General features: G+C 66.4%; 22 protein-coding genes. 5 read left to right on the top strand and 17 right to left on the bottom strand.

Going from position 1 to position 24,073, the window contains the following annotated elements:
* Nucleotides 1-12: 12 nt before the first annotated feature.
* The 15 genes from C1927_RS21415 to C1927_RS10890 all read right to left on the bottom strand — a co-directional run bounded on the left by C1927_RS21415 (nt 13) and on the right by C1927_RS10890 (nt 17,838).
* Nucleotides 13-243 (bottom strand): hypothetical protein, encoded by a 231-nt coding sequence (locus tag C1927_RS21415; RefSeq protein WP_159095345.1) that lies wholly within the window; start codon nt 241-243, stop codon nt 13-15.
* A gap of 86 nt (nt 244-329) precedes the next feature.
* Entirely contained in the window at nt 330-1,085 is a 756-nt protein-coding gene (locus C1927_RS10955; RefSeq protein WP_108747825.1) for a SapC family protein, read from the bottom strand.
* Between the two features lie 111 nt (nt 1,086-1,196).
* Nucleotides 1,197-1,469, bottom strand: coding sequence for a hypothetical protein (locus C1927_RS10950; RefSeq protein WP_079221882.1), 273 nt, complete (start codon nt 1,467-1,469; stop codon nt 1,197-1,199).
* A 202-nt stretch (nt 1,470-1,671) separates the two neighbouring features.
* Nucleotides 1,672-3,708 (bottom strand): elongation factor G, encoded by a 2,037-nt coding sequence (gene fusA, locus C1927_RS10945; RefSeq protein ID WP_108746676.1) that lies wholly within the window; start codon nt 3,706-3,708, stop codon nt 1,672-1,674.
* Between the two features lie 505 nt (nt 3,709-4,213).
* Nucleotides 4,214-4,963 carry a hypothetical protein gene (locus tag C1927_RS10940; RefSeq protein WP_108746675.1) on the bottom strand — a complete coding sequence of 250 codons (750 nt, stop codon included), beginning with the start codon at nt 4,961-4,963 and terminating at the stop codon, nt 4,214-4,216.
* Nucleotides 4,964-5,032: 69 nt separating this feature from the next.
* Nucleotides 5,033-5,794, bottom strand: coding sequence for a heme ABC transporter ATP-binding protein (locus C1927_RS10935; RefSeq protein ID WP_108746674.1), 762 nt, complete (start codon nt 5,792-5,794; stop codon nt 5,033-5,035).
* Nucleotides 5,791-6,834 (bottom strand): iron ABC transporter permease, encoded by a 1,044-nt coding sequence (locus C1927_RS10930; protein WP_079221878.1) that lies wholly within the window; start codon nt 6,832-6,834, stop codon nt 5,791-5,793. The genes C1927_RS10935 and C1927_RS10930 overlap by 4 nt, the downstream gene beginning before the upstream one ends.
* A complete protein-coding gene (locus tag C1927_RS10925; protein WP_079221877.1) occupies nt 6,831-7,889 on the bottom strand; it encodes an ABC transporter substrate-binding protein in 1,059 nt (352 codons plus the stop codon). The genes C1927_RS10930 and C1927_RS10925 overlap by 4 nt, the downstream gene beginning before the upstream one ends.
* 53 nt (nt 7,890-7,942) lie before the next feature.
* A complete protein-coding gene (locus C1927_RS10920; RefSeq protein ID WP_079221876.1) occupies nt 7,943-9,322 on the bottom strand; it encodes a YncE family protein in 1,380 nt (459 codons plus the stop codon).
* Between the two features lie 121 nt (nt 9,323-9,443).
* The gene (locus C1927_RS10915; RefSeq protein ID WP_079221875.1) at nt 9,444-10,454 is read right to left on the bottom strand and encodes an alpha/beta hydrolase-fold protein; all 1,011 of its coding nucleotides are present in this window, start codon (nt 10,452-10,454) and stop codon (nt 9,444-9,446) included.
* 175 nt (nt 10,455-10,629) lie between these two features.
* Nucleotides 10,630-11,022: a DUF805 domain-containing protein gene (locus C1927_RS10910; protein WP_108746673.1), complete on the bottom strand. Its 393-nt coding sequence runs from the start codon at nt 11,020-11,022 to the stop codon at nt 10,630-10,632.
* Between the two features lie 161 nt (nt 11,023-11,183).
* Nucleotides 11,184-12,461, bottom strand: a complete 1,278-nt coding sequence (locus C1927_RS10905; RefSeq protein ID WP_234458414.1) for a replication-associated recombination protein A — start codon at nt 12,459-12,461, stop codon at nt 11,184-11,186.
* Nucleotides 12,462-12,753: 292 nt separating this feature from the next.
* Nucleotides 12,754-13,392, bottom strand: coding sequence for an outer membrane lipoprotein chaperone LolA (lolA, locus tag C1927_RS10900; RefSeq protein WP_079221872.1), 639 nt, complete (start codon nt 13,390-13,392; stop codon nt 12,754-12,756).
* Nucleotides 13,393-13,503: 111 nt separating this feature from the next.
* Entirely contained in the window at nt 13,504-15,441 is a 1,938-nt protein-coding gene (locus C1927_RS10895; RefSeq protein WP_108746671.1) for a DUF3857 domain-containing protein, read from the bottom strand.
* Nucleotides 15,442-15,477: 36 nt separating this feature from the next.
* Nucleotides 15,478-17,838 (bottom strand): DNA translocase FtsK, encoded by a 2,361-nt coding sequence (locus tag C1927_RS10890; protein ID WP_079221870.1) that lies wholly within the window; start codon nt 17,836-17,838, stop codon nt 15,478-15,480.
* A gap of 233 nt (nt 17,839-18,071) precedes the next feature.
* Between C1927_RS10890 and trxB the strand changes: the two genes are divergently transcribed.
* Entirely contained in the window at nt 18,072-19,043 is a 972-nt protein-coding gene (trxB, locus tag C1927_RS10885) for a thioredoxin-disulfide reductase (RefSeq protein WP_079221869.1), read from the top strand.
* 73 nt (nt 19,044-19,116) lie between these two features.
* On the opposite strand, the gene C1927_RS10880 is transcribed toward trxB, so the two are convergent.
* Nucleotides 19,117-20,634, bottom strand: coding sequence for an N-acetylmuramoyl-L-alanine amidase (locus tag C1927_RS10880; RefSeq protein WP_108746670.1), 1,518 nt, complete (start codon nt 20,632-20,634; stop codon nt 19,117-19,119).
* A gap of 81 nt (nt 20,635-20,715) precedes the next feature.
* Between C1927_RS10880 and C1927_RS21410 the strand changes: the two genes are divergently transcribed.
* A complete protein-coding gene (locus C1927_RS21410) occupies nt 20,716-20,946 on the top strand; it encodes a hypothetical protein (RefSeq protein ID WP_152027074.1) in 231 nt (76 codons plus the stop codon).
* A 4-nt stretch (nt 20,947-20,950) separates the two neighbouring features.
* Here C1927_RS21410 and C1927_RS10875 read toward each other — a convergent pair whose 3' ends face one another.
* On the bottom strand, nt 20,951-21,511 hold the full coding sequence (locus C1927_RS10875; protein WP_159095344.1) for a hypothetical protein: 561 nt from the start codon (nt 21,509-21,511) through the stop codon (nt 20,951-20,953).
* A gap of 79 nt (nt 21,512-21,590) precedes the next feature.
* Between C1927_RS10875 and C1927_RS10870 the strand changes: the two genes are divergently transcribed.
* From C1927_RS10870 to infA, 3 genes are all read left to right on the top strand, one after another.
* Nucleotides 21,591-22,715: a GNAT family N-acetyltransferase gene (locus C1927_RS10870; protein ID WP_108746668.1), complete on the top strand. Its 1,125-nt coding sequence runs from the start codon at nt 21,591-21,593 to the stop codon at nt 22,713-22,715.
* Nucleotides 22,716-22,827: 112 nt separating this feature from the next.
* Nucleotides 22,828-23,568 (top strand): leucyl/phenylalanyl-tRNA--protein transferase, encoded by a 741-nt coding sequence (aat, locus tag C1927_RS10865; protein WP_108746667.1) that lies wholly within the window; start codon nt 22,828-22,830, stop codon nt 23,566-23,568.
* A gap of 86 nt (nt 23,569-23,654) precedes the next feature.
* Nucleotides 23,655-23,873, top strand: a complete 219-nt coding sequence (gene infA, locus C1927_RS10860; protein ID WP_005409596.1) for a translation initiation factor IF-1 — start codon at nt 23,655-23,657, stop codon at nt 23,871-23,873.
* The last annotated feature ends 200 nt before the right edge of the window (nt 23,874-24,073 follow it).

Genomic DNA, 24,073 nt, shown 5'->3' with positions numbered 1-24,073 from the left:
TGATGCGTCACGTTAATGGGTGGAAATCTCTTGAAATCTGAGCGCCCAGCCAGGGCCTTGGCCATCAGAATTCAACGCCCACGCCGCATCGCCAACGCCAGCGCGCTTGGCGATGATCGCAAAATCCGTACAGATCCGTTTGCCGCTGTGCCAGGCATCGCCCAGCACGCTGCCGGCCCGGGAATCGCAGCCGATGCGTATTTGCTTGAGTGGCCAGGCGGCACAACACACGCCCTGCGCCATCAGGATCGCCGCGCACCACGTGGATGCGCGACGGTGCGGAAGCACTATCCGGCGCGGCAGACGGGCCGCCGCGCCAGAGGACCAACTCAGGCGGCGTCGCGCTCGGCCTGGCGGCGGGTCAGATCGTTGAAGCGACCCAGCGACATCAGGTGCTGGTGGATCAGCGCCAGCCAGCCGCTGCGGTGCCACTCAACCACCGTGGCTTCCGGCAGTGCGACGAACTTCTCCACGTCCACCACGAAGAAGCCGTTGAGGTTGAACTCACGGCCATCGGGCAGGCGGATGGTGGCGTTGCGCTCGACCAGCAGGTCGGCGTCCAGCAGTGCCTTGGAGAAGGTCTGGGTCTGCGCGTGCTCGCGGGTGTACTGGCCACAGAAATCCAGGGCCTGCTGCACGATGTCGGCAGCCTTGCCGTCCACGAACAGCGGCTGGCCTTCATCGCCACCACGCGCAATGCGCGGGCTGTCTTCATCGATACCCAGCAGGAAGTCGTTGCCCTCGCCCGTATCGATGAAGATGAAGGGATGGCGGCGCAGGTAGGCCGGGATGTAGGTGTCGTCCGCCCACAGCCCATCGGTGATGAACAGGTTGTCGGTGGTCACGCCCACGGCTGCCATCGGCACGGCGGTCGGGCCAGCGAACAGAATCGGGAAATGGTGCAGTGCCAGCGAGAATTCGCCGAGCACCAGCGGAATCGAGTTGCTGCTGGCAGCGAACTCCAGCTTGCCCGGCAGGATGCGCACGTCAGCGTGCCGGTCGGCCTGCAGCGGCACCGGACGGGTGTAGAACAGGGGTGCGCCGCTCGGTGCAGCTTCGGTGGTGGTGTCGCTGGTGGTGGTCATCGTCAAAGCCATGTCGAACATGCACGCCTGCCATCCCGGGCGCGCCAGCGGGAACAACCTGAACCCCGCATTATCAACAAGCCGGGTGACAAGAGCCACCCCGACGAAGATTTATTTCAGCTGCAGCGGATAGCGCTGCCACAGCACATGGACCAGGAAACCGGCCAGTTCAGTGTCGCGGGCGCTGACCGCCGCGCGGATCTTGTCCAGCAGCACCATGTCGCTGCACGAGCGGACATCGGCGTGGTTGGCCTGCCCTGCCCTGCGCGCACGGTAGCGCGCAGCCCGCTGCGCATCGCTCATCGCGTACCCGAACTTGGGCGGCCGGCCGCGCTTGCGCGGCAAGGTCAGCTCCAGGGTTCCGGGGTCATTGTCATCACGCATGGCGGGTGCGGTCGGCGGCAAATCAACTGGGGGTGCGCAATTTATCGTGAGGCATCACTTTAATCCAGCTTTTTCTGCAGTTTTGTTGCAGTGCAGGACGCCATTCCGCGTGCCTATTGTAGATCCACGCCGTGCGTGGATGCGCACGACACCTGCATAGGAAAAAAAAGGGAGCCCGCGAACGGGCTCCCTGCTCTACTCATCATGCAGCGCGCACGGGCTCGTAGCCGTGCAGGTGTGCTTCGCTGCTGGCGCGGCCCTGGCTGAGCGAGCGCAGCGAGGTGGTGTAACCCACCAGGTTGGCCAGCGGTGCAAAACCACTGACTTCGGCGCGACCGTCCTGGTCGTCGATGCGCGCGATGCGGCCATGGCGACGGTTGAGGTCGCCCACCACATCACCCACCGAGGCCGACGGCGAATGCACCGTTACTGCCATCACCGGCTCCAGCAGCTGCGTGCCGCCCGCCGCCAGCGCTGCCTTGATCGCCTCACCACCGGCGCGGTGGAAGGCCATTTCCGAGGAATCCTTGGCGTGGGTTTCCCCATCCACCAGGCTTACCTCGATGCCCACCACCGGATGTCCCTGCGGCCCGGTCGTCAGCGCCGCACGCACACCCTTTTCCACCGCAGCGATGAAGCTGCGCGGCACTACGCCACCGACGATGCGGTCGTTGAACACGACCTGGTCGTCCTCGCGCGGCACCACGTCCAGCACCACATGGGCAAACTGGCCCTGGCCGCCGTTCTGCTTGGACACCCGGCCAACCGCACCGGACACCGCGCGCAACGGCGTTTCCTGGTAGGCCACGCGCGGCGCGCCAACGCCGACGTCGACCTTCCACTCGCTGCGCAGGCGCTCGACCATCACCTCCAGGTGCAGCTCGCCCATGCCCCAGACCAGGGTTTCACCACTGTCGCGCTCGGTTTCCACCTTGAACGACGGGTCTTCCTGGGCCAGGCTGGCCAGGCCCTGCGCCATGCGGATCAGGTCGGCCGCGCGTGCCGGCTCCAGCCGCCAGGCCAGCACCGGCGCCTGCGACTGGATGCTTTCCAGGCGCAACGGCTGCCCTCGCCCGCTCAGCGTTTCACCGCTGACGGCATCCTTCCAGCCCAGCACCGCGACAATGTCACCGGCCACGGCCTGTTCGATGTCGTGGGTCTGGTCGGCCTGCACGCGCACCAGGCGGCTGACGCGACGCCCTTGCGGGTGCTGCGAGCTGGCAATGGCGTCACCCACCTTCAAGCTGCCCGAGTACAAGCGCACGAAGCTCAGCGCACCGTGCTGCTGGTGGGTGATCTTGAACAGCAGGCCCGCCAGCGGACCTTCCGGATCCGGCGGCAGCGACACCTCGCCCTGTTCCGCTTCGGCAGTGACGGCCGGGCGGTCCAGCGGCGACGGCAGGTAATCGACCACTGCGTCCAACAGCGTTTCGATGCCCTTGTCCTTGAACGCTGCGCCCGCCAGCACCGGCACGCCGGCGCCCGCCAGCGTGGCCCGACGGATGGCCGCGCGCAGCATGGCCGCATCGATCACGCCGCCTTCCAGCCACGCCGTGGCCAGCACGTCGTCATGGTCGGCTACCGCCTCGATGAGCGCCTGCCGCTGCGCCTGCCATTGCCCGCGCTCGTCCTCGCCCCAGGGGGTGATGGACGCCGCAGCGCCGTCCTGCCAACGCAGCACGCGTTCGTCGACCAGATCGACCCAGCCATGGAAATCGCTTTCACTGCCCAGCGGCACGCCCAGCGCCCACGGTCGCGCCTGCAGCTTGTCCTGCAGCTGCTCCAGCACGCGCTCGAACGACGCGCCGACGCGGTCCATCTTGTTGACGAAAGCGACGAGCGGCACACGATGCCGGCGTGCCTGGCGCCACACGGTTTCGGACTGCGGCTGCACGCCATCCACGGCCGAGAACACGGCCACGGCGCCGTCGAGCACGCGCAGCGAACGCTCGACTTCAATGGCGAAGTCGATGTGGCCGGGGGTGTCGATCAGGGTCAGCCGATGCGGTGGCAGGTCGCGCGGCGCCCATTGCGCCTGCACGGCCGCAGCGCCGATGGTGATGCCGCGTTCGCGTTCGATCGCCGAGAAATCGGTGGTCGCGTTGCCGTCATGTACTTCGCCGACGCGATGGATCTCGCCGCTTTTCCACAGCAGGCGTTCGGTCAACGTGGTTTTGCCGGCGTCGATGTGGGCAATGATGCCGAGGTTGCGACGACGGGAAAGGACTTGGGTGTTCATGAGAGAGGTTCCTGCAAAGCCAACTTCAGGGGCCGCGCACCCCGGTTGGCGACAGGGCGCGCGGCTAGCGTTCGGTCTCGGCGATCTGGTGCATGGCACGTTCTCCTTGGTGTATCTGGTGAAAACAATGGGATGGGTAGAGTCGACCGTTGGTCGACTGCCAGGGCAGAAATCAGTCGACCAACGGTCGACTCTACCGAGGCCGCAACGCCCCAAACGAAAAGAGCGCCCCGAAGGGCGCTCTGTGGATGGTCCATCGATGGCCGTATCAACGGCCTCGTGGCACTCCAGGCAGACACGCCCGTTCCGCGCTAGCGCGGGTCAGGGTGAAAAACTTCAGGAGCGGCATCCGGTTCATGGGGCGCATTCTAGACCTGTCATTCTGGCGCGCAAGTGAATATTGAGCGCACAGGTGGAACGATGAGGCTTGCTGGGGTCAGAGCCTTTCGCTGCGCGAAAGGATCCGACCCCGGGCGGCCAAGGGCTCTGCCCCCTGCAGCGAGCATCACTCGCAGCCGTTGATCCGCCGCGCCTCACCCACGGTCGCGGCATGATCGCCGGTCACCGACACCCACTCCTTCAGCGAGTAATCGGCATCCACCTCGCCACGCTTGGGCGTGTCGTGGATCGTGATTTCCGTCCAGCTGCCCACCGCACCCAGCTCGGCAAGGCGCGCCGCCTGGTCCTCATCGGTGCTGAAGGTGGCGCCCGGTTTGGACGGCTTGGCGTTGTTCACCGTTGCGGTCTTCAGCGCCCGCACGCGCAGTGCGCCATTGGGCATGCGCTGGCTGATCACATCGTAGCGTTCAATGCCGTAGGCCCAGCTGCGTTCGGCCTGGCGGCGCACTTCGCTTCCATCATCGGCCACTTCAATCGAGCCATCCACCAGCCCACCAACCGCGGCAATTCCGCCGTAGCCGGCCATCATGGCCTGGTAGCCGACCATCTGCCGCTTCTCCAGCGGCAGTTCGCTGGCTGCAGGCTTCATGCCCGGCAGCTTGAGGTACGCCGACTTCTTGCAGAGCAGCAGCACGCGCTGGTCCGCCCAGGCCATCATCATCGCGCCACCTGCGTAGTAGTGCGTGGTGAACAGGTCAGCGGCGGCACCCGGGCCTTGTGCATGGCGCGTTTCGATTGACGTGGCCTGGTCGGCCGCCTTTTCGATCGACACCGTACGCGTGGATGCGGCGTGGGCGGAGCACGCCGCTGCAACCATGGAAACCAGCAGTGCGGTGCGCGGGAAGTGATGCTTCATGGGGGTCAGTCCGTTGAAAAAAACGAACCGCCAATGATACGTCGCCGTGCAGTGCGACGCTTTACTGCATCAGGTCACCACCACCAATGGCACCCCACGCCGAGGATGCTCCAGCACCACCACATCCTGCTGGTACACGCGCTGCAGGTTTGCTTCCGTCAGCACCTGCAGCGGCGTGCCATCGGCCGCCACCCTGCCCTGCTCCAGCAGCACGATGCGATCGGCATAGCCAGCCGCCAGATTGAGGTCGTGCAGCACGACGATCACGCACGCGCCCGCTTCGGCGCATGCGCGCACGCTGCGCAACGTGCGCTCCTGGTGGCGCAGATCAAGCGCGGCCGTCGGCTCATCCAGCAGCAGCAACGGCGTGTCCTGCGCCAGCACGCGCGCAAACGTGGTGCGCGCCGATTCACCACCGGACAACTGCTGCACCTCGCGCAGGCGCAACGCCTGCAACTCGGCGGCGTCGATGGCCGCTTCCACCCGCGCATCGTCCGCTGCAGGGTCCGGTGGATGCGGCAGGCGCCCCATTGCCACCACTTCTTCAACGCTGAAGGCGAAGCGCACGCCGTGTTCCTGCGGCATCACCGCACGCTCGCGCGCCAAAGGACCGGCCTTGTAGCTGCGCAACGGTGCGCCATGCAGCTGCACCTCGCCCACGTCCGGGCGCAGGTCGCCCGCGGCAACGGCAAGCAGGGTCGATTTGCCGGCGCCATTGGGGCCGACCAGCGCCGTCACCGTACCCGGCGCGAACGCCAGGGTGATGCCATGCAGGATCTCGCGCTGCTGGCGGCGTACGACCACATCGCGCAACTGCAGGAAATCGCTCATGGCGTGTCCTTGCGGCGCTGCTGCAGCACCAGCCACAGGAAGAACGGTGCGCCCAACGCGGCCGAGAACAGGCCCAGCGGAATCTCCGCCGGCGGATCCAGCGTGCGCGCGGCGGTATCGGCGATGACGATCAGCAAGGCGCCCAACACGCCCGACACCGGCAGCAGCCAGCGATGGCCGGGGCCGACCAGCAGGCGTGCCACGTGCGGCACCACCAGGCCCACGAAGCTGATCGAACCGGCAAACGCCACCGCCGCACCCACCAGCAGCGCGCTGAACGCCACCAGCCTGCGCCGCGTGGCCGCAACATCCAGGCCCAGATGCTGGGCCTGGCGCTCACCCAGCGCCAGCATGTCCAGTGGCGTCGCCAGCCGCAGCAGCGCGAAGACGCCAATGGCGAACAGCGGCAACACCGCCGCCACATCCGACCAGTTGGCCTGCGCCAGCGAGCCCATCTGCCAGAACACCAGCGATTGCAGCTCGCTCTCGCTGGCGATGTAGGTGAGGAAGCCGATCAGCGCCGAGCAGAACGCGGCCATCGCAATGCCCACCAGCAACAACGTCGCATTGCCGCTGCCCTTCCCCGGCCGCGCCAACGCATACGTCAGGCCGATGGCCAGTGCACCACCGGCGAAAGCGGCCACCGGCACCAGCCAGCCCGCCGCGCCTGCCGCCCCCAGGACGATCGCCGCCACGGCGCCCAGCGCCGCGCCCTGGCTGACGCCGACGATGCCGGGGTCGGCCAGCGGATTGCCGAACAATCCCTGCAGGCTCGCACCGGCCATCGCCAACGCCGCCCCCACCATGGCCCCCAGCAGGGCGCGCGGAATGCGCAGCTGCCACACCACGGCGAGGTCGCGGCGGCTGACCGCCTGCGGATCGACCAGGCCCAGCTTCACCCCCAGGGCCTGCAGAACATCCAGAGGCGGCAGGCGCAGCGGCCCCATCGCGAACGACGCCAGCACCGCGCCCAACAGGGCCAGCAGTGCCACCAGCAGCATCACCCGCCCGCGACGACGGCGCCGATCAGCCGGACTCATGCCGGCGGAAGCGCCGCCAGGGCCTTGGCCAGGGCCAGCGCCCCGGCGCCGGTGCCGACGCTGGTGTACTTCAACTGCACATCCGGCATCACCCAGACCCGGTTGGCCGCGCCGGCCGGGGTCTGCTTCAGGGTCGGATAGGCCTTCCACAGGCCTTCGGCGCCGCCAAACTGCTGCAGATCATGCTCGGTCACCAGGATCACCTCCGGCGCGGCGGCGATGACGCCCTCGTTGCTCAGCTGCGAGTAGTTCTTGACGCCTGCCTCGCTGCCGATGTTGACGCCGCCCGCCAGGGCGATCATCTCGGCCGAGGCGCTGTCTGCGCCCGCCACGGTCGGTGCGCCGCCACCGCCGGTGGCCGACACGTGGATCACGCGCGGCGCGTGCGCCAGGCCCTTGCCCAGCGCCGCCGCCTCATCCAGCTGGCGCTGCACCTGGGTGGCCAGGGTCTGCCCGGCATCGGCCAGGCCGACGGCCGCGGCCACCTTGCGCACTTTGTCCGGCGCCGGCTGCAGGTCATCGATGACCACGGCCGACTCGCCCACTTCGCGCAGCTTGCCGGCCAGCACGGTGTGGCGACGCAGGCTGTTGCCCAGGAACAGCGAGCCATGCAGGCTCACCACGCCCTCCACGCCGGTGGTGCGGTTGAACAGGAACTGGTGTGGCGCGGCCTGGCCGGCCTGCGTGGTGGTGTTGGTCGGCGCAGCGAACACCTGCTTGCCCAGGCCGAGCGCTTCCAGCACGGCAATCACATCGTCGCCGCCGGCGATGATGCGGCTGGTGTCCGTCACCTCGGCATCAGCCCCGTCGTCGGAGCGCACCTTGGCCGGCAGCACCGGCACCTGGCCGGTCAGTGCCGGCAGGTCAGTACCCGCCACGCGCTGCCAGCCGGCAGGCAGCTCGGCGGCCGTGGCCTGGGCTTCGGTGGCGGCCGGTGCAGCGTCGGTCGCTGCAGGCGGCGCGGACGTGCCGCCACAGGCGGCGAGCGCCAACGAAACGGCCAACGAAACGGCCAACGGAAGCGCACACAGGCGCAGGCGGGAAGCGATGGTCATGCGGAATCTCCTTGCTGGCCGGGCGAAGGCACTGCCCTCGCCCGGCACGTGGGTTACGGCTGGCGCGGGGTGATGCGGGTGATGCGGTCGCCCTTGGCGTCGTCGGCGCCGCGCGACTTGTTCACCGCGAACACGCTGCCCTTGCCATCGGCGCGCACATGGTTGGGGAAGGTGCCGCCATCGAGGTTACCGACCACCTTGCCAGCGCGATCGACAACAGTGACGGTGCCAGCACCGCGGTTGGTGACATAGGCCAGGCCGCTCTTGTCATCGAAGGCGACATTCAGCGCACCGGCACCCACCGGCACGTCGTGCACGACCTTGCCGCTGGCCACATCGACGATCAGCAGGTTGTCGGTGCCCTGCGAGGCGACGTACAGACGGTTCTGCTGCGCATCGAAGGCCACGCCCGACGCACTGATCGAGTTGCCCAGGTCGATGACCTTGTCGACTTCGCCGCTGGCCACGTCGATCACTGCGGCTTCGGGGGTGCCGATGCTGACGGTGAACAGCTTGCCGGCCTTTTCATCCAGCACCAGGCTCATCGGGGTGAACTTGCCTTCGTCGACGCCCGACTCCAGGGTGATCGACGGCAGCTCCTTCAGCGTCTTGGCATCGAACACCGACAGGTGGTCTTCGCCGGTGGCCGAAGCAAACACCTTGCCGTGGGTGCCATCGACCACGACGTCGCGCGCGTGCGGCACGGTATCGACCGGGAACTGGTGGACCAGCGACAGATCCTTCTGGCGGTAGACCGCGATCGAGTTCTGGCGGGTATTGGTCACCCAGACGTTGCCGTTGGTGTCATCCACGCCCACGCCATAGACCGCGTACACCGCGCCGTTGGTGGTGCCGGCCACCTGTGCCGGGGTGATCGCCTTGGTCACCTTCAGCGTCTTCGGGTCCAGCTTCAGCAGCTGCGACTGGGTAACCGGCGGACGGCCGACGGCCGAGGTGACGAACACGGCATTGCTGGCCGCGCTGTAGGCCGACTGGTACAGGCCCGGCACCAGCTTGTTGGACTGGGTGGCGAACTGCTGCTGGCCCGACAACGGCAGCTGCGGCGAGACGCGCAGCTTCAGCACCGTGGCGGCCGACGGCTGGCTGGCACGCACCACCACCGGATGGGTACCCGGGACGGCGTCGGCCGGAATGGCAAGCTGGGTCTTGAAGTTGCCATCGGCATCGACCACCAGCGGCTGCGCGTTGAGCACGCTGTCACCGCGCACCAGGCTGACCTGCTGGCCCGGCACGAAACCGCGGCCGATGACCTCGGCGGTGCTGCCCGGCACGACATTCTCGCCGCGCGAGATCACCGTGCCGTTGAAGGTGGCGCTGGCTGGCTGGTCGAACACCGGCTGGGCGGTGGCGGTGACCGCCAGCAGCAGGCCGGCGGCCAGGGAGGTCAGGCGGAGGGACGGACGAAACGACATGGAAGGCTCCTTGCACACGTAGGCCGCGCCACGTGGCGCGGGATTCATCGGTTGCCTGGGCCGCTGCACATCGGCAGTCACGCCTGGGTAGTGGGGGTGCACGGCCAGGCCGTGCGGAAGATCACTCTGCAGCGTTGGCGGGCGCCGGCGCCTTGCCGTCATCCACGCTGCGGTCGGTCACGCCGTACAGCTCATGCAGTGCGGCGTGGAACGAGGCCGGCAGCATCGGGCCATGGCCGAGGCCGGGGAATTCGCGGTACTGCACGCTCAGGCCGGGCACCTTGGCCAGGCGCGAGGACAGCTGCATGGCCGCATCCGGGGTGGCGCCGCCGATGCGACGCAGATGCGCAACCACGCGCGGGTTGGTCATGTCGCGCTTGCCGCGATCACCAACCCGCTCGGCACCGCCCAGCATCAGCCACACCTTGGCGGACTGGCCATGCACGTTCTGCACGAACTGCTGCTCCGGGTCGCCGAGGGCGGCGCCCTGGCTCCACCACAGCGACGGGCTGGCCGACAGATAACGCTGGAATGCAGCCGGGCGCGTGTACAGCGCATTGAGCACGAACAGGCCACCCAGCGAGTGGCCCCACAGCGACTGCTGGTGGGTGTCGATGTTGGCGCGGCGCTCCACTTCCGGCTTGATGCGGCGCTCGATCAGGTCAAGGAACAGATCCGCACCGCCACCGACAGCCTGGGTCGTGCCACCCTCGTCATCGGCGCGGTCGATCCAGGCGGTGTAGTCGCGGGTGCGCGCCGGCGAGTCGATGCGCAGCTCGTTGTCGTAGCCGATCAGCACCAGCACCGGCGGTGCCTTGCTCGCGGCCAGCTCTGCCAGCAGCGGCTGGTCCAGCACCATGGCAACGGCGTTGCCATCCAGGGCATACAACACCGGCGACGGCGTCTTCGAGGCCTTGGCCGGGATCGCCACGTTCACCCGCCAGCGGCGCTGCTGGTCGGGGCTGTTGATCACGAAACGTTCGAAGCGGTAGCTGGACGCAGGCTCGTCCAGCACGGTGCGGCCCATCAGCTGCTGCGGATTGCGCTGCTGCGCGTGGGCGTAGGGAGCAACCATCAAGACCCCCATCATCAGGGCGGCCAGACAGCCGAAGGAACGTGCGGAAAACATCATGGGTGACGGATGCGGCGGACGCGGCCGCCTCTTCATCAAGGGACCGCAGTCTACCTTAAACGCGAATGATTATCACATCGATCAAACGTCACACTGTGTATCGCGCGCGCGATCCTGGGGCCCTGCGCCAGTGGTAGCGCCGGGCCATGCCCGGCGAATGCGGCGCGGCCGGGACTCAGCCGAACTCCGGCGGTATCGGGCCGTAGCGATTTTCCTCCGGCGTGCCCGGCAACAGCGCGAACACCAGGATGACCAGACCACCACCGGGCACCAGGGCCAGCAGGTACAGCCAACCCGACTGGTTGCAATCGTGCAGGCGGCGCACGGTGACGGCGATCAGCGGCAGCAGCGTGGCAAGCCACACCAGGCTCAGCAGGCCCATGAAACCCATGACGATCGCGGCCAGCGCGTCCTCATTGCCGCGCATGATGATGGCCAGCACGCCCCCCAGCAGCGAGATGGCCACGGCGACCAGCATCAGGAACAACTGGAACATCCAGTACTCGCGGCGATTGGCGCGGCCCTCGAACTGGGCATAGCGCTTCAACGGCAGAATCAACTGATCCACGGCATCAATCCTTGATGGAGAAGCCGCGAAGTGTGCCAAAAGCCGGCGGACGCGACAAATGTAGAGTCGAGCCATGCTCGACTGCCGGCATTCCGTAGAGTCGAGCTTGCTCGACTGCCGCACAGGAGCAGTCGAGCAAGCTCGACTCTACAGAAGCGGGGTCAGCGGCCCTTGGCGGCCCGCGCCGCTTCGCGCTCGGCACGCAGCCGGTCCAGCTTTTCCTTCAGCTTGATCTCCAGCCCGCGCGGCACCGGGTTGTAGTACACGCGCTCGCCCATCGCATCCGGGAAACCGGTCTGGTCCAGCGCAATGCCACCTTCGGCATCGTGGTCGTACTGGTACTCCGCCCCGTATCCGAGCTCCTTCATCAGCTTGGTCGGCGCGTTGCGAAGGTGCAGCGGCACCTCTTCAGTGCCACTTTCGCGCACATCAGCCTTGGCCTGGTTGAAGGCGGCATAGCCGGCGTTCGATTTGGCGGTGCTGGCCAGATAGAGCACCAGCTGGGCAAAGGCGAGCTCGCCTTCCGGGCTGCCCAGGCGCTCGTAGATATCCCACGCTTCCAGCGCCATGCTCTGCGCGCGCGGGTCGGCCAGGCCGATATCCTCGATGGCCATGCGGGTCAACCGGCGCGCCAGGTAGGACGGATCGCAACCACCATCCAGCATGCGGGTCAGCCAATACAACGCGGCATCGGGGTTGGAGCTGCGTACGGATTTGTGCAGCGCCGAGATCTGGTCATAGAACTGTTCGCCGCCCTTGTCGAAGCGGCGCGTGCGGTCGGCCAGCACCTGGGTCAGGGTCTGCGGCGTGATACGCCCGCCCTCCCCGCCCGCCAGCTCAGCGGCGATCTCCAGCAGGGTCAGCGCACGGCGCACATCACCATCAGCAGCGGTGGCGATCTCCAGCAGCAGCTCGGGGGCGACCTCGATGTGTTCTTCGCCGAGGCCGCGTTCGCGATCCCCCAGCGCACGCTCAAGCGCCTCCACGATGTCGGTGGGCGAAACGCCTTCCAGCACGTGTACGCGGCAGCGCGACAACAGCGCCGAGTTCAGCTCGAACGACGGATTTTCGGTGGTGGCACCAACGAACAGGATGGTGCCGCGCTCGATGTGCGGCAGGAACGCATCCTGCTGCGCTTTGTTGAAGCGATGCACTTCGTCGACGAACAGCACGGTGCGCCGGCCTTCGGCGAAACGCTGCGCGGCCTCGGCCAGCACCTGCCGTACTTCCGGCAGGCCGGAGAGCACGGCCGAGATGGCGCGGAACTCGGCGTCGGAATACTCGGCCAGCAGCAGCGCCAGCGTGGTCTTGCCGCAGCCCGGCGGACCCCACAGGATCATCGAATGCACGCGACCCGATTCGACCGCACGGCGCAGCGCGCTTTCAGGCGCCAGCAGGCGCTTCTGCCCGACCATTTCGTCGAGGGTGCGCGGGCGCATGCGCTCGGCCAGCGGGCGCAGATGTTCCCGATCGACGCTCAGCAGATCGGGGCCGGGGAATGAAGTGGAACGATGTCTTGGCACGCGCTTATTGTACCGCGCTGCCCCTCGGTAGCGCCGGGCTCTGCCCGGCGAACCATGTCGGTAGTGCCGGCCGCTGGCCGGCAGATCAAAAGCGTGCCAACCAACGGTTGGCACCCACCAGAGCGGTAGGTCGGTAGTGCCGGCCGTTGGCCGGCAGGTCAAAAGCGTGCCAACCAACGGTTGGCACCCACCAGGTCGGCAACCTTGATCAGTTACCGATGACGTCGGTGCCCTTCGGCGGGGTGAAGCTGAAGGTGCCGGCGGCGAAGCCCGGGTTGCGCTTCCAGCCACTGAAGGTGATGACGGTGCGCTGGCCGACCGCATCGGTGATTTCCATCTTGGCCAGGCCCTGCGCGTTGAAGCCCAGCGCGGCGTACTGGAAGCTGGCTTCGGTATCGCGCTTCGGCGACAGCGACAGCCACTGCAGGCCGTCACGCTTGGCCGCCTCTTCACTCAGGTCGTACTGCTGTTCCAGCAGCGCCGGATTGATCAGCGCGGTCAGCGGGCTGTTCTGCTCTTCCTTGCCCTGCTCGCGCACGGTGGCCTGCTCCAGGTCCGGCTCGTACATCCAGACCTTCTTGCCATCAGCCACGATCAGCTGCTCATGCGGGCGCACATACTCCCAGCGGAACAGGCGCGGCGCCGACAGGGCCACGCGGCCGCTGGTCGATTCCTTCACCTTGCCACGGCTGTCGAACACCTGCTGGCTGAACTGGCCATCCAGACCCTTCAGGCCACTGGTGAAGGTCTTCAGGTCATCGCGGGCGCCGGCCCAGGCGCTGCCGGCAGCGGCGCAGGCCACGGCCAGGGTGGTGGTGGCAAGGAAACGACGGAAGCGGATGTTCATGCAGGAATCCTGTGGGCGCATGCGCCAGGAAAGTTGGGAGCCAGTGTGCCCGGATGAAGATGAATGGGCGATCAGGGCGACATTATGCCGCCCCGCGCGTGCATCGGCGATTCAGCCGGCCGCACCCGGCAATCTGCCGTACAGCACCTGCCCGCGGAACCCGCGGCGCACCTCGCGGTACAGCGCGCGGAAGGCCGGGTAATCCTCCGGCTGGCACAGCGCATCGGCACCCCGCACGGCGTTCTGCTGCAGGCGGTGATGGACGACCACCTCCTGCCCTTGCCGCGTCCAGTCCACCCGGTAATCACCGGCAGCATTGCTGAAATGCTGGCTCTGCGGGATTGCGATGATCGGCACGCTGCCCGGGAACTGCAGGCGGTAGGTTTCCTCGCGCAGGCTGGCGTTGCAGTAGAACGGCGTTTCGTTGGCCGGGGCCGACGCCGTGGCGTACAGCCCGCGCACCGATTCGCCGCCCGGCGGGTCCGGCACGGCCATCCCGCCGGCCACGCTGAAGTCCACGTAGTCTTCGGCCTGGAACGCCATGCGGTAGCCGAACGGATGGGTCAGGTCGACCGGCACGCCCAGCAGCTGCAGCTGGCCGCGCCCGTCGAAACCGGAGGCGGCCATGATCGACTCTTCGGCACGTGCCCGGTTCTGCGTGTTGAGCTGGGCGAACTGCGCGCGCATGCCGATCTCGGCATTGTCGCTCAGCTGCGGCACCGTCTCACCGCGCAGGTTGCCCTGCGCATCAAAGGTGAAGCGCACGTCCATCGCCGTGGCATTGCGCTGCGGATCGTTGTCCGGCGTGCGCGCCAGGGTGGCATCACGGGTGCGCAGCACCGGCGCCCCCAGGTCGCCATCGGGCAGCTGGCCGAAGCGCGCCCAAGCACTGGTCGAATCCAGGTACAGATCGAACTCGGGCACATAGGTGATGGCGTGGTTGAACCGGCCCAGCACCGGGATCTTCGGCAGCGTCGGGCCACCCCCGGCACCGATCAGCACCGGCGAACTGGCGATGCCCTTGGCTGCCAGCAGCGCTTCGAGGATCACCACATGGTCCTTGCAGTCGCCATAGTGGTTGTCGAGGATGCTCTGCGCGCTGTTCGGCTCCAGCCCGCCGTTGCCCAGGTACACGGCCACGTAGCGGATGTTCTGCGCCACCCAGCGATAGAGCGCGTCGGCCTGTGCCTTGCGGTCGACCAGGCCGGCGGTCACCTCATCGGCCAGTGCCTGGATCTGCGGGGTCACCTGCGCGGCCTGGCCGGCCTTGACCTGGTAGGCGCGCCCGACCTGGGCCCAGTCTCGGTACGTGCTGGCCATGATGTTCGGGCCGAACTCCCATACCGCCGCCGCCCAGTTCTGCGCCTGCATCGGGTCGCGGCGCTGGTAGCGCCAGCGCCACTGCGCCTGGCCGTCCTTCACCGTCGGCGTATCGCTGCCCTGCACGCCCCGGCTGTCCACATGCATGGGCAGGCTGGCCGGCGCGCTCAGGGTCACTTCGGCATCGTCGTACTGGGTGAACACGTTGAAGGTTTCCCACAGGCCGAAGTAGCCGGGGAAATATGGGGTCTGCTGGGTGCGGCGCACCTGGTAGACCAGGCGGGTGCCCGGCGCCAGGTTCGGAAACACGATCACCCGCACCTTGCGGTCGGCATACATGGCCGCGGCTGCGCTGGAATAGCTTTCCTGGGTGTAGATGCGGTCGGCCGGCACGTCGCGGCGCTGGCCGTCGGCGGTCAGCGTATAGGCGCTGACCACGTCCAGGGTCTCCATCTTCTCGCTGTAGCTCAGCCGCACCTGGCTGAACTGTTCCACCGCCGCCTTGGTCTTGAGCAGGATCTCGTAGGTTTCGGTCTGCACGTTGCCGGCATCCGGCCGTACCACGTAATCCGCACGGTAGCGGACAAAACTGAAATTGTTGCTGGCCTCGGCATCGCTGCCGACCGACGGCGGCGCCGGTGTCGGCGCCGCGGCCGACGCCCCGGCCAGGGCCGGGCTGGCGGCAAGCAGACAGGCCAGCGCCAGCGCGCAGGGAACGGGTCGGAAAATGCGTCGGATCCTTGGACGTCGTAGGCGTGGCAGGGCTTACTTCGGCGGCGGCGGTGCCAACACCGTGCGGTCGCCATTGTGTTCGGGGGCGCTGACCACGCCGGCCGCTTCCATGGCCTCGATCAGTCGTGCCGCACGGTTGTAGCCGATCTTCAGGCGGCGCTGCACGCCGGAAATGGACGCGCGGCGGGTCTCGGTAACCACCCGCAGCGCCTCGTCGTACAGCGGATCGGACTCGTCACCTGCAGCACTGGTTTCCGGCAGGCCGGTCGCACCGACCACCACGCCATCGCCCATCGTCTGCACTTCGTCCAGTACGCCATCGATGTAATCGGCCGGGCCCATCGCCTTGAGGTGCTCGACCACGCGGTGCACTTCATCGTCGGAAACGAAGGCGCCATGCACACGCTCGGGCATGGCCGTGCCGGGCGGCAGGTACAGCATGTCGCCGTGGCCCAGCAGCGTTTCAGCGCCGGACTGGTCCAGGATGGTGCGCGAATCGATCTTCGAGCTGACCTGGAAAGCGATGCGGGTCGGGATGTTGGCCTTGATCAGGCCGGTGATCACGTCCACCGACGGGCGCTGGGTCGCCAGGATCAGGTGGATGCCGGCCGCACGCGCCTTCTGCGCCAAGCGGGCGATCAGCTCTTCCACCTTTTTGCCGACGATCATCATCATGTCGGCGAATTCGTCGATGAAGATGACCACGAACGGCAGCGTCTCCAGCGGACGCGGGGCCTCGCCCAGTTCCGGGTTCGGCTTGAACAGCGGGTCCATCAGCGGCTGGCCGGCGTCCTGGGCGTCCTTCACCTTCTTGTTGAAGCCGGCCAGGTTGCGCACGCCCACCGCGCTCATCAGCTTGTAGCGGCGCTCCATCTCGGCCACGCACCAGCGCAGGCCGTTGGCGGCCTCCTTCATGTCGGTGACCACCGGCGCGAGCAGGTGCGGGATGCCCTGGTAGACGCTCAGCTCGAGCATCTTCGGGTCGATCATCAGCATGCGCAGGTCTTTCGGCGAGGCCTTGAACAGCAGGCTGAGCACCATGGCGTTGACCGCCACCGACTTGCCCGAACCGGTCGTACCCGCCACCAGCAGGTGCGGCATGCGCGCCAGGTCCGCCACGGTGGAGCGGCCGGCGATGTCCTTGCCCAGCGCCAGGGTCAGCACGCTGGCCGACTTGTCGTACTCCTTCGAACGCAGCAGTTCGGAGAGGTAGATCATCTCGCGGGTGACGTTCGGGATTTCCAGGCCGATCACCGACTTGCCCGGAATGACGTCGACCACGCGCACCGACTTCACTGACAGGCCGCGGGCGATGTCCTTGTCCAGCGAGCTGATCTGGCTGACCTTGATGCCCGGCGCCGGCTCGATCTCGAAGCGGGTGATGACCGGGCCGGGATTGGCACCGACCACCTGCGCGTCGATGCGGAAGTCCTTGAGCTTGAACTCGATCTGCCGCGACAGCGCGTCCAGGGTGTCCTTGTCGTAACCCACCGGCTGCGGCTTGGGATCATCCAGCAGCGCCAGCGGCGGCAGGTCCGAGCCGTCGCCATTGACGCCACGGAACATCGGGATCTGCGTGTCGCGCTTGGCTCGGTCGCTCTTCTCGATCACCGGCTCCGGGCGCGGCTCGATCTTCACCGGCTCACGCTTTGCGCGAACCTCGGCGTCGGCCTTGCGCACTTCCTGGCGCTCCTCACGCATGGCGCGGGTCTGCTGCCACTCGGTGGCCTGTTCCTTCTTGCGTTCCAGCAGCGGCGCCAGAGACATGACGCCACGGCCGATCTTCTCCATCACCGCGAACCACGACAGGCCGGTCGCCAGGGTGATCGAGGCCAGCAGCAGCACCAGCACGAACAGGTTGGCGCCCAGCGCGCCGAAGCCCACCGTGAGCGAATTGCCGACCAGTTTGCCGAGGATGCCGCCCGCACTGGACACGTCGCCACTGAACAGCCGCACATGCAGGAAGCCGGTACCGGCGATCAGGAAGCCGACCAGCCCGACCAGGCGCAGGGCCGGATCGAGATCGTTCTCGCCCTTGCTTTCGCGCTTCAGGCCGAACATGGCGATCCACGCCAGCGCGCCAAGCACCACCGGCAACAGGAACGCGATGTAGCCGAACAGCTGCAGCAGCACGTCGGCGATCCACGCGCCGGCACGGCCGCCCATGTTGTGCACGGGCGCGACCACGCTGCCCGTGTGCGACCAGCCCGGGTCACTGGCTGAATAGGTGAAAAGGCTGGCCGCCAGATACAGCAGCGCCGGCGCGATGGCGATCAGCCCCAGGTCGCGCCACAGGCGCTGACGACGGGGATTGTCGGTTGTGGCCGCTGCCGCCGAGCGACGCGACGCCTTTTTGTCGTCGGACTTGGAGCGTTCGGGCACCTGCTTCGCCACCTTAGACCATACCTTTGGAATGCGCTGTTAGTGTTTGATAATAAACGACACGGCGTCAGTTTTCAGTCACGGGCGACATCAAGGGTGCCGACAGGCGCCAAAACCACCCATGGGTGACGGCGTTCTGTTCATCGGCTTGAATCACCCTGCCCCAGCCGCCACTCTATGACCTGCCGAGGATGCTGCGCAAACATCGCCAGCGCCTTGTCCCATCTACCTTTTCGCGAGTTTACATGAGCACCAGCCTGCCCTCCCGCCACCAGCGCCTCGTCATCCTCGGTTCCGGCCCGGCCGGTTGGACCGCCGCCGTCTACGCCGCCCGCGCCAACCTGAAGCCGGTCGTCATCACCGGCCTGCAGCAGGGCGGCCAGCTGATGACCACCACCGAGGTGGACAACTGGCCGGGTGACGCCCATGGCCTGATGGGCCCGGATCTGATGGCGCGCATGCAGGCCCACGCCGAGCGCTTCGAGACCGAGGTCATCTTCGACCACATCCATACGGCCGACCTGTCCCAGCGTCCGTTCAAGCTGATCGGCGACAGCCACGAGTACACCTGCGATGCCCTGATCATCTCCACCGGCGCGACGGCCAAGTACCTGGGCATCCCGACCGAAGAGACCTTCAAGGGCCGCGGCGTCTCGGCGTGCGCCACCTGCGACGGCTTCTTCTACCGTGACCAGGACGTGGTCGTGGTCGGCGGCGGCAACACTGCCGTCGAGGAAGCCCTGTACCTGTCCAACATCGCCCGCAAGGTCTACCTGGTCCACCGCCGCGACACCCTGAAGGCGGAAAAGATCATGCAGGACAAGCTGTTCGCCAAGGTGGCCGCCGGCAAGATCGAGACCGTCTGGCACCACCAGGTGGAAGAAGTGCTGGGCAACGACGCCGGCGTCACTGGCGTGCGCGTGAAGTCGACCCTCGACGGCAGCACCCGCGACATCGACGCCCACGGCTTCTTCGTGGCCATCGGCCACCACCCGAACACCCAGCTGTTCGACGGCCAGCTGGCCATGAACAACGGCTACCTGGAAATCCGCTCGGGCCTGGGCGGCAACGCCACCCAGACCTCGGTGGAAGGCGTGTTCGCCGCCGGCGACGTGGCCGACCAGCACTACCGCCAGGCGATCACCTCGGCCGGCTTCGGCTGCATGGCCGCACTGGACGCCGAGCGTTACCTGGATGCACAGGGCAAGGCCAGCTGAGGCTTCGACTGCCTTTTCTGTAGCGTCGAGCCATGCTCGACGGAAGAAAACGGGCGCGCAAGCGCCCGTTTTTTCAACCCGCCGTCGCCGCCTCAATCCCGGCTGTGACGCCCGGACCTGAGGCCGCACCTCCGGGCCTGCGCGTGCACTGCACCCAATGACGCATCGGCGGAGACTTCACGCCGTCGTCGTCCACCACTTGGGTGTCCCAGAAGATGGGCGCGCTTCCGGCGTTCTCGCAACGCAGCGTAATCTGGCTCGGCTTGGCATCAGGGGTCTCGATGCGTACCCGCCCATCCGTGCAGGTCCAGCCCGGCGGGCAACCGACATTGGTGGTGATCAGCTGGATGGGGTATTGAGGGTAGCCTTCAAATACAACATCGACCTGCTTCGATCCCCCGGCTGAAAGGTGAATGCCCTCGATTGGCTCTGCCTTGAGAGGAAGGCAGTCCTTGCCTTCGCGGAAGAGTCGATAGCCTTTCTCGACCCCCTTCATTGAGGCTGTGCGGAAGACGGGACCCTGGAGGGCTGCGGCGTCCGAAATATTGGTGTGAAAGCCTGTCTCGATGATGACGGAAGGCATGTCTGCCTGAACGTTCTCACCATGCCTCCCTATATCAGGCGCCAGAGCGACGGCGTATCCCGAATAGTCCTCTACTGAATTGATCAGCTCCTTCATGTAACAGAGCACACTGCTCGCCAGTCGATGATCGTCCGGCCGCCCCCCGGCAACATATGCACGCGCGCCGGATGCAGCTGGATTTCCTGCATTGGTATGCAGGTGGATCAACGCACGCGCATCCAGATGGTTGGCGTAGCGTGGTCGGCTGCGTATATCTTCATCTCTCTCCCGAAGAGAACTGCTGGAGTTCGGTAGAGAGTTCCAGACGTCGGACAGACCTGGCTTGGCAGCCTGCAACGAATACCTCCCGCCGAGGCGCCACCACTCTTCCCCACTTGGATCATGAAGATCCATCCCCTCGGAACGAATACGCACTGCATCCACCCGACTTCGCTCAACCAGCAATACCCGAAGTTCATGTGCGTAGCCAGGCGTGATCTGATCTTCGATGATCCCATTTGATGGATCACGTTGCGCTCTCCAGTCCCGGAACCCGTGGTGGTAGTACCAGCCGTGTCCAGCGGACACGACCACTGGTCCAACTCCTTGGCGCAACCAAGAAGTGTTCCGATCTTCAGCCGCTTCCGCCGGATACTGCTCCTCGAATGACCTGCCGTTGTAGAAGAACTTCGTTCCCGTGGCCGGGAAAATGGGCCTCATCGCATCGAGTGCACCATTTGAAATGAACCCCTGCAGATCCTCCAGCTCGGCGCCACCGCTTTCGGGCAGAAGCCCTCCTCTCAGGTCGATTCGGATCATCCCTGTTCCAGGGTCATATACGGCTCTTACGTCCGCCGGGGTGTTCAGATGATTCTGTCGTCGGTAGTAATCGAGTGCATTTTGGCTCGCACGGGTGACGATGGCGTCCACCGCCGGATCCGTGTCCACGAGTCCTCGATGGAACGCGGACTGGCCGGCTTCGACCTGACCCGCCAGCGCAGAAACCACGATTAGTGCTACTGCAATCACATGACTCTCCCTCAAGTGTTGATGTGACGGCTCAATAGCCGCTCATCAGAACTATCCACACGCTGATGCTGGCCGAGCGGGATGAAGTCACAAACCACGCGATTTCGTACTTTTGTCATTCCAGCCACCGCTGCTGAAGGCGTCGAATACCAGCTGCCCTATCCTTCTCCCTCGCTCTCAGCCCGCTTCCCCGACGTTCAGCAGGCCATTCCCGACACCGACCGGAATGCTCTGCGCAGCGGCCACGCCCCGTTCGCGAGCCGCACCTTCCTGCACGAGCTGGAGTCTCCGTGTTCGACCACTCCTGAGTGAACGCCTACGCGCGGCGCGGTCGCACGCGCGCCCTCTGAGCATCCTCCGCCTCCTTCCTGACCTCCGGAAAGTACGCTTCGATCTCTCGACCGTCGTAGCGGAATATGATTTCCTTTACTGGCGCAGCCTTCTGAGCAATGTGCGTCAAGCTATGACGAAAGTCGTCATGCTGATCCTCAAAGCTGGCGCCGTAGTCATCCGGCAGGATTCCAGGGCCAAAGTAGACTCGAAGCGCGCCCGCCCCGAAGTCGAAAACCACCTGCACGCGGATGTCCTTCGACTGGCCCTCAAGGCGCTTCATCCGGTCCAGAATCTCCTGCGCCCTGACGGTCAGGATCGCATCAAGCTGTGCATCGCTGTGCTGAACGCTGGCCGCGGCCGAGCCAGCATCCGCCAGTGATGGCAGGGGAGCGAAAAGCGATGCCATTGCAAAGCAAGTGCCCGGTGCGCAGCGAAGCAGGCAGGTCAATGTCATGTGTTGGTCCTCCGGTTCGAGTCTTTGCAGCCGATGCGCGGCTTCATCAACGTGACTTCCAACCGGGATGAGCAACGGGACGAACTTCACGCATCCATGAAATTGCAAGAATCCTCAAGGCATTCACGACACCCGGCAAATCGAACCCGACCTGCCCTATCCTTTCCCCATGCTCTCCGCCCGCTTCCTCGACTCCCTGCAGGCCATTCCCGACACCGTTTGGGACGCCCTGCACGACGGCCGCAACCCCTTCGTCAGCCACGCCTTCCTGTCCGGGCTGGAGGCCCACGGCTGCCTGCGCGAGGACTGGGGCTGGCAGCCACGGCACCTCACCCTGTGGGATGACGACACCCTGGTCGGCGCCATTCCGGGTTACCTGAAAACCAACTCCCACGGTGAGTTCGTGTTCGACCACGCCTGGGCGAACGCCTATGCGCGGCACGGTCGCGACTATTACCCGAAGTGGCTGGGCGCGGTGCCGTACTCGCCGGTGACGGGGCCCCGCCTGCTGGCCGGCGATGGCGTGAACCGGGCTGCGCTGCTGGCGGTGCTTCGCGAGCAGCTGCACGGGCTGGAGGTGTCTTCGGCACACATCAACTTCCACACCGCCAGCGACGACGACGCCTTCAATGACGACTGGCTGCTGCGCGAAGACGTGCAGTTCCAGTGGCAGAACCCGGGCGACTGGACCACGTTCGAGCAGTTCCTCGCTGCGATGGACCATAAGCACCGCAAGAACATCCGCCAGGAGCGCGCCAAGGTCACCCGCCAGGGAATCACCTTCCGGGTGGTGCATGGCAATGACGCCAGCCGCGCCGACCTGCAGGCGATGTACCGCTTCTATCTGCAGACCTTCCTCGAGTACGGCAATGCGCCGGCGCTGACCGAGGCGTTCCTGCGCCACCTGGCGATTTCGCTGGGCCGCGGGCTGGCGCTGTTCCTGGCCGAGCAGGACGGCGAGCCGATTGCAGGCGCGCTGTGCCTGCGCGGGGGCGACACGCTCTATGGCCGCTACTGGGGTGGCGCCACCCTGCCCGGCCTGCATTTCGAAGCGTGCTACTACCAGGGCATCGAGTACTGCCTGCGCGAGGGGCTGACGCGCTTCGAGCCCGGCGCGCAGGGCGAGCACAAACTGGCACGCGGCTTCCTGCCAACGCTGGTGCGCAGTCGGCATTGGGTGGCCGATGCGGATTTTGCCGAGGCGCTGCGGGAGTGGTGCCAGCAGGAGCGGCGCGATGTCCGTCGGTACCGGCAGGAGCTGATGGGGCACAGCCCATTCCGCGTGGGCGGGTAGCGTAGAGCGTGCTCGACTGAAGCGGCTCTGCCGGCCAGCGGCCGGCACCACCAGAGTCAACGCGCATCCACCATCGCGTTCCGGCGGGGGCGCTACGAATACAATCACCCGCATGACCCGCCCGCTGCCCTGGCGCCTGTCCGATGCGCCGGACTCGCCCTTCCCTCCGGCCGAAACCGCGCTGCGCAAGCCCGACGGGCTGCTGGCGGTGGGCGGCGATCTGCACCCTCTGCGCCTGCTCAACGCCTACGCGGGCGGCATTTTCCCGTGGTTCAGCGAGGGCGAGCCGATCCTGTGGTGGTCGCCCGATCCGCGCATGGTCTTCCACACCGACGGGGTGCACCTGTCCAGCCGATTCCGCCGCCAGTTGCGCGCCAGCACCTGGGAGGTCACCGCCGATACCGCCTTCAGCCAGGTGATGCGGGCCTGCGCGGCCGCTCCGCGCCCGGGCCAGGACGGCACCTGGATCAGCCCGGACATGGTGGGCGCCTACAGCCATCTGCATGACCTTGGCTTCGCCCATTCGTTCGAGGCCTGGGATCGGCAGACCCTGGTGGGTGGCATCTACGGGGTGGCCATCGGCACGATGTTCTTCGGCGAAAGCATGTTCAGCGGCGCCAGCGGCGGCTCCAAGATCGCACTGGCGGCGCTGGCGGCTACCCTGCATCGCTGGAACTGGCGCCTGATCGACGCCCAGGTGGAGAACCCGCACCTGCTGCGGATGGGGGCCGTTCACCTGCCGCGGGAAGAATTCCTGCAGCATGTCCGCCTGGCCGTACGCGAAGAAGGCCGTGAAGGCCCGTGGACCCACGCCGTGGGGCGCCTGCCGGCCCGGGATCTGGCGGAAATTTAACCGGATCTTTGCAAGCTGGGCGAAGGACGCGTAAAATACCGCGCCTTAGGCCCAGCGTGGCCGTTTTCTGAACCGCACAGGACTACATGTCGAAAGACGATTCCATCGAGTTCGAGGGCACCGTCAGCGAGACGCTGCCGAACACCACTTTCCGCGTTCGCCTGGAAAATGGGCACGAAATCATCGCCCACATCTCCGGCCGCATGCGCAAGAACTACATCCGCATCCTCACCGGTGACCGGGTCAAGGTTGAAATGACCCCGTACGACCTGACCAAGGGTCGTATCACCTACCGCATGAAGTAAGCGGTCGGCGCCCTGCGCCACCCTGACAAGGCCGGCCCTGCTGCCGGCCTTTTGTCGTGCCCGCCCTCCGGGCCATCACATGGCCGCGATTTTTCGTATTAGTCCGAAAGATGTTGCGGGAACGGATCGCTAGACTTTGCGTGATGTTCGCCCACCCTCTGGATGCATGAGCTATTTGATCGTGTTGGACCCGCAGTCCG

Source organism: Stenotrophomonas sp. ZAC14D1_NAIMI4_1, assembly GCF_003086775.1.
Taxonomy (GTDB): domain Bacteria; phylum Pseudomonadota; class Gammaproteobacteria; order Xanthomonadales; family Xanthomonadaceae; genus Stenotrophomonas.
Note: the sequence above shows the minus strand (reverse complement) of the source record. Positions and strands in the feature narration are given on the sequence as shown.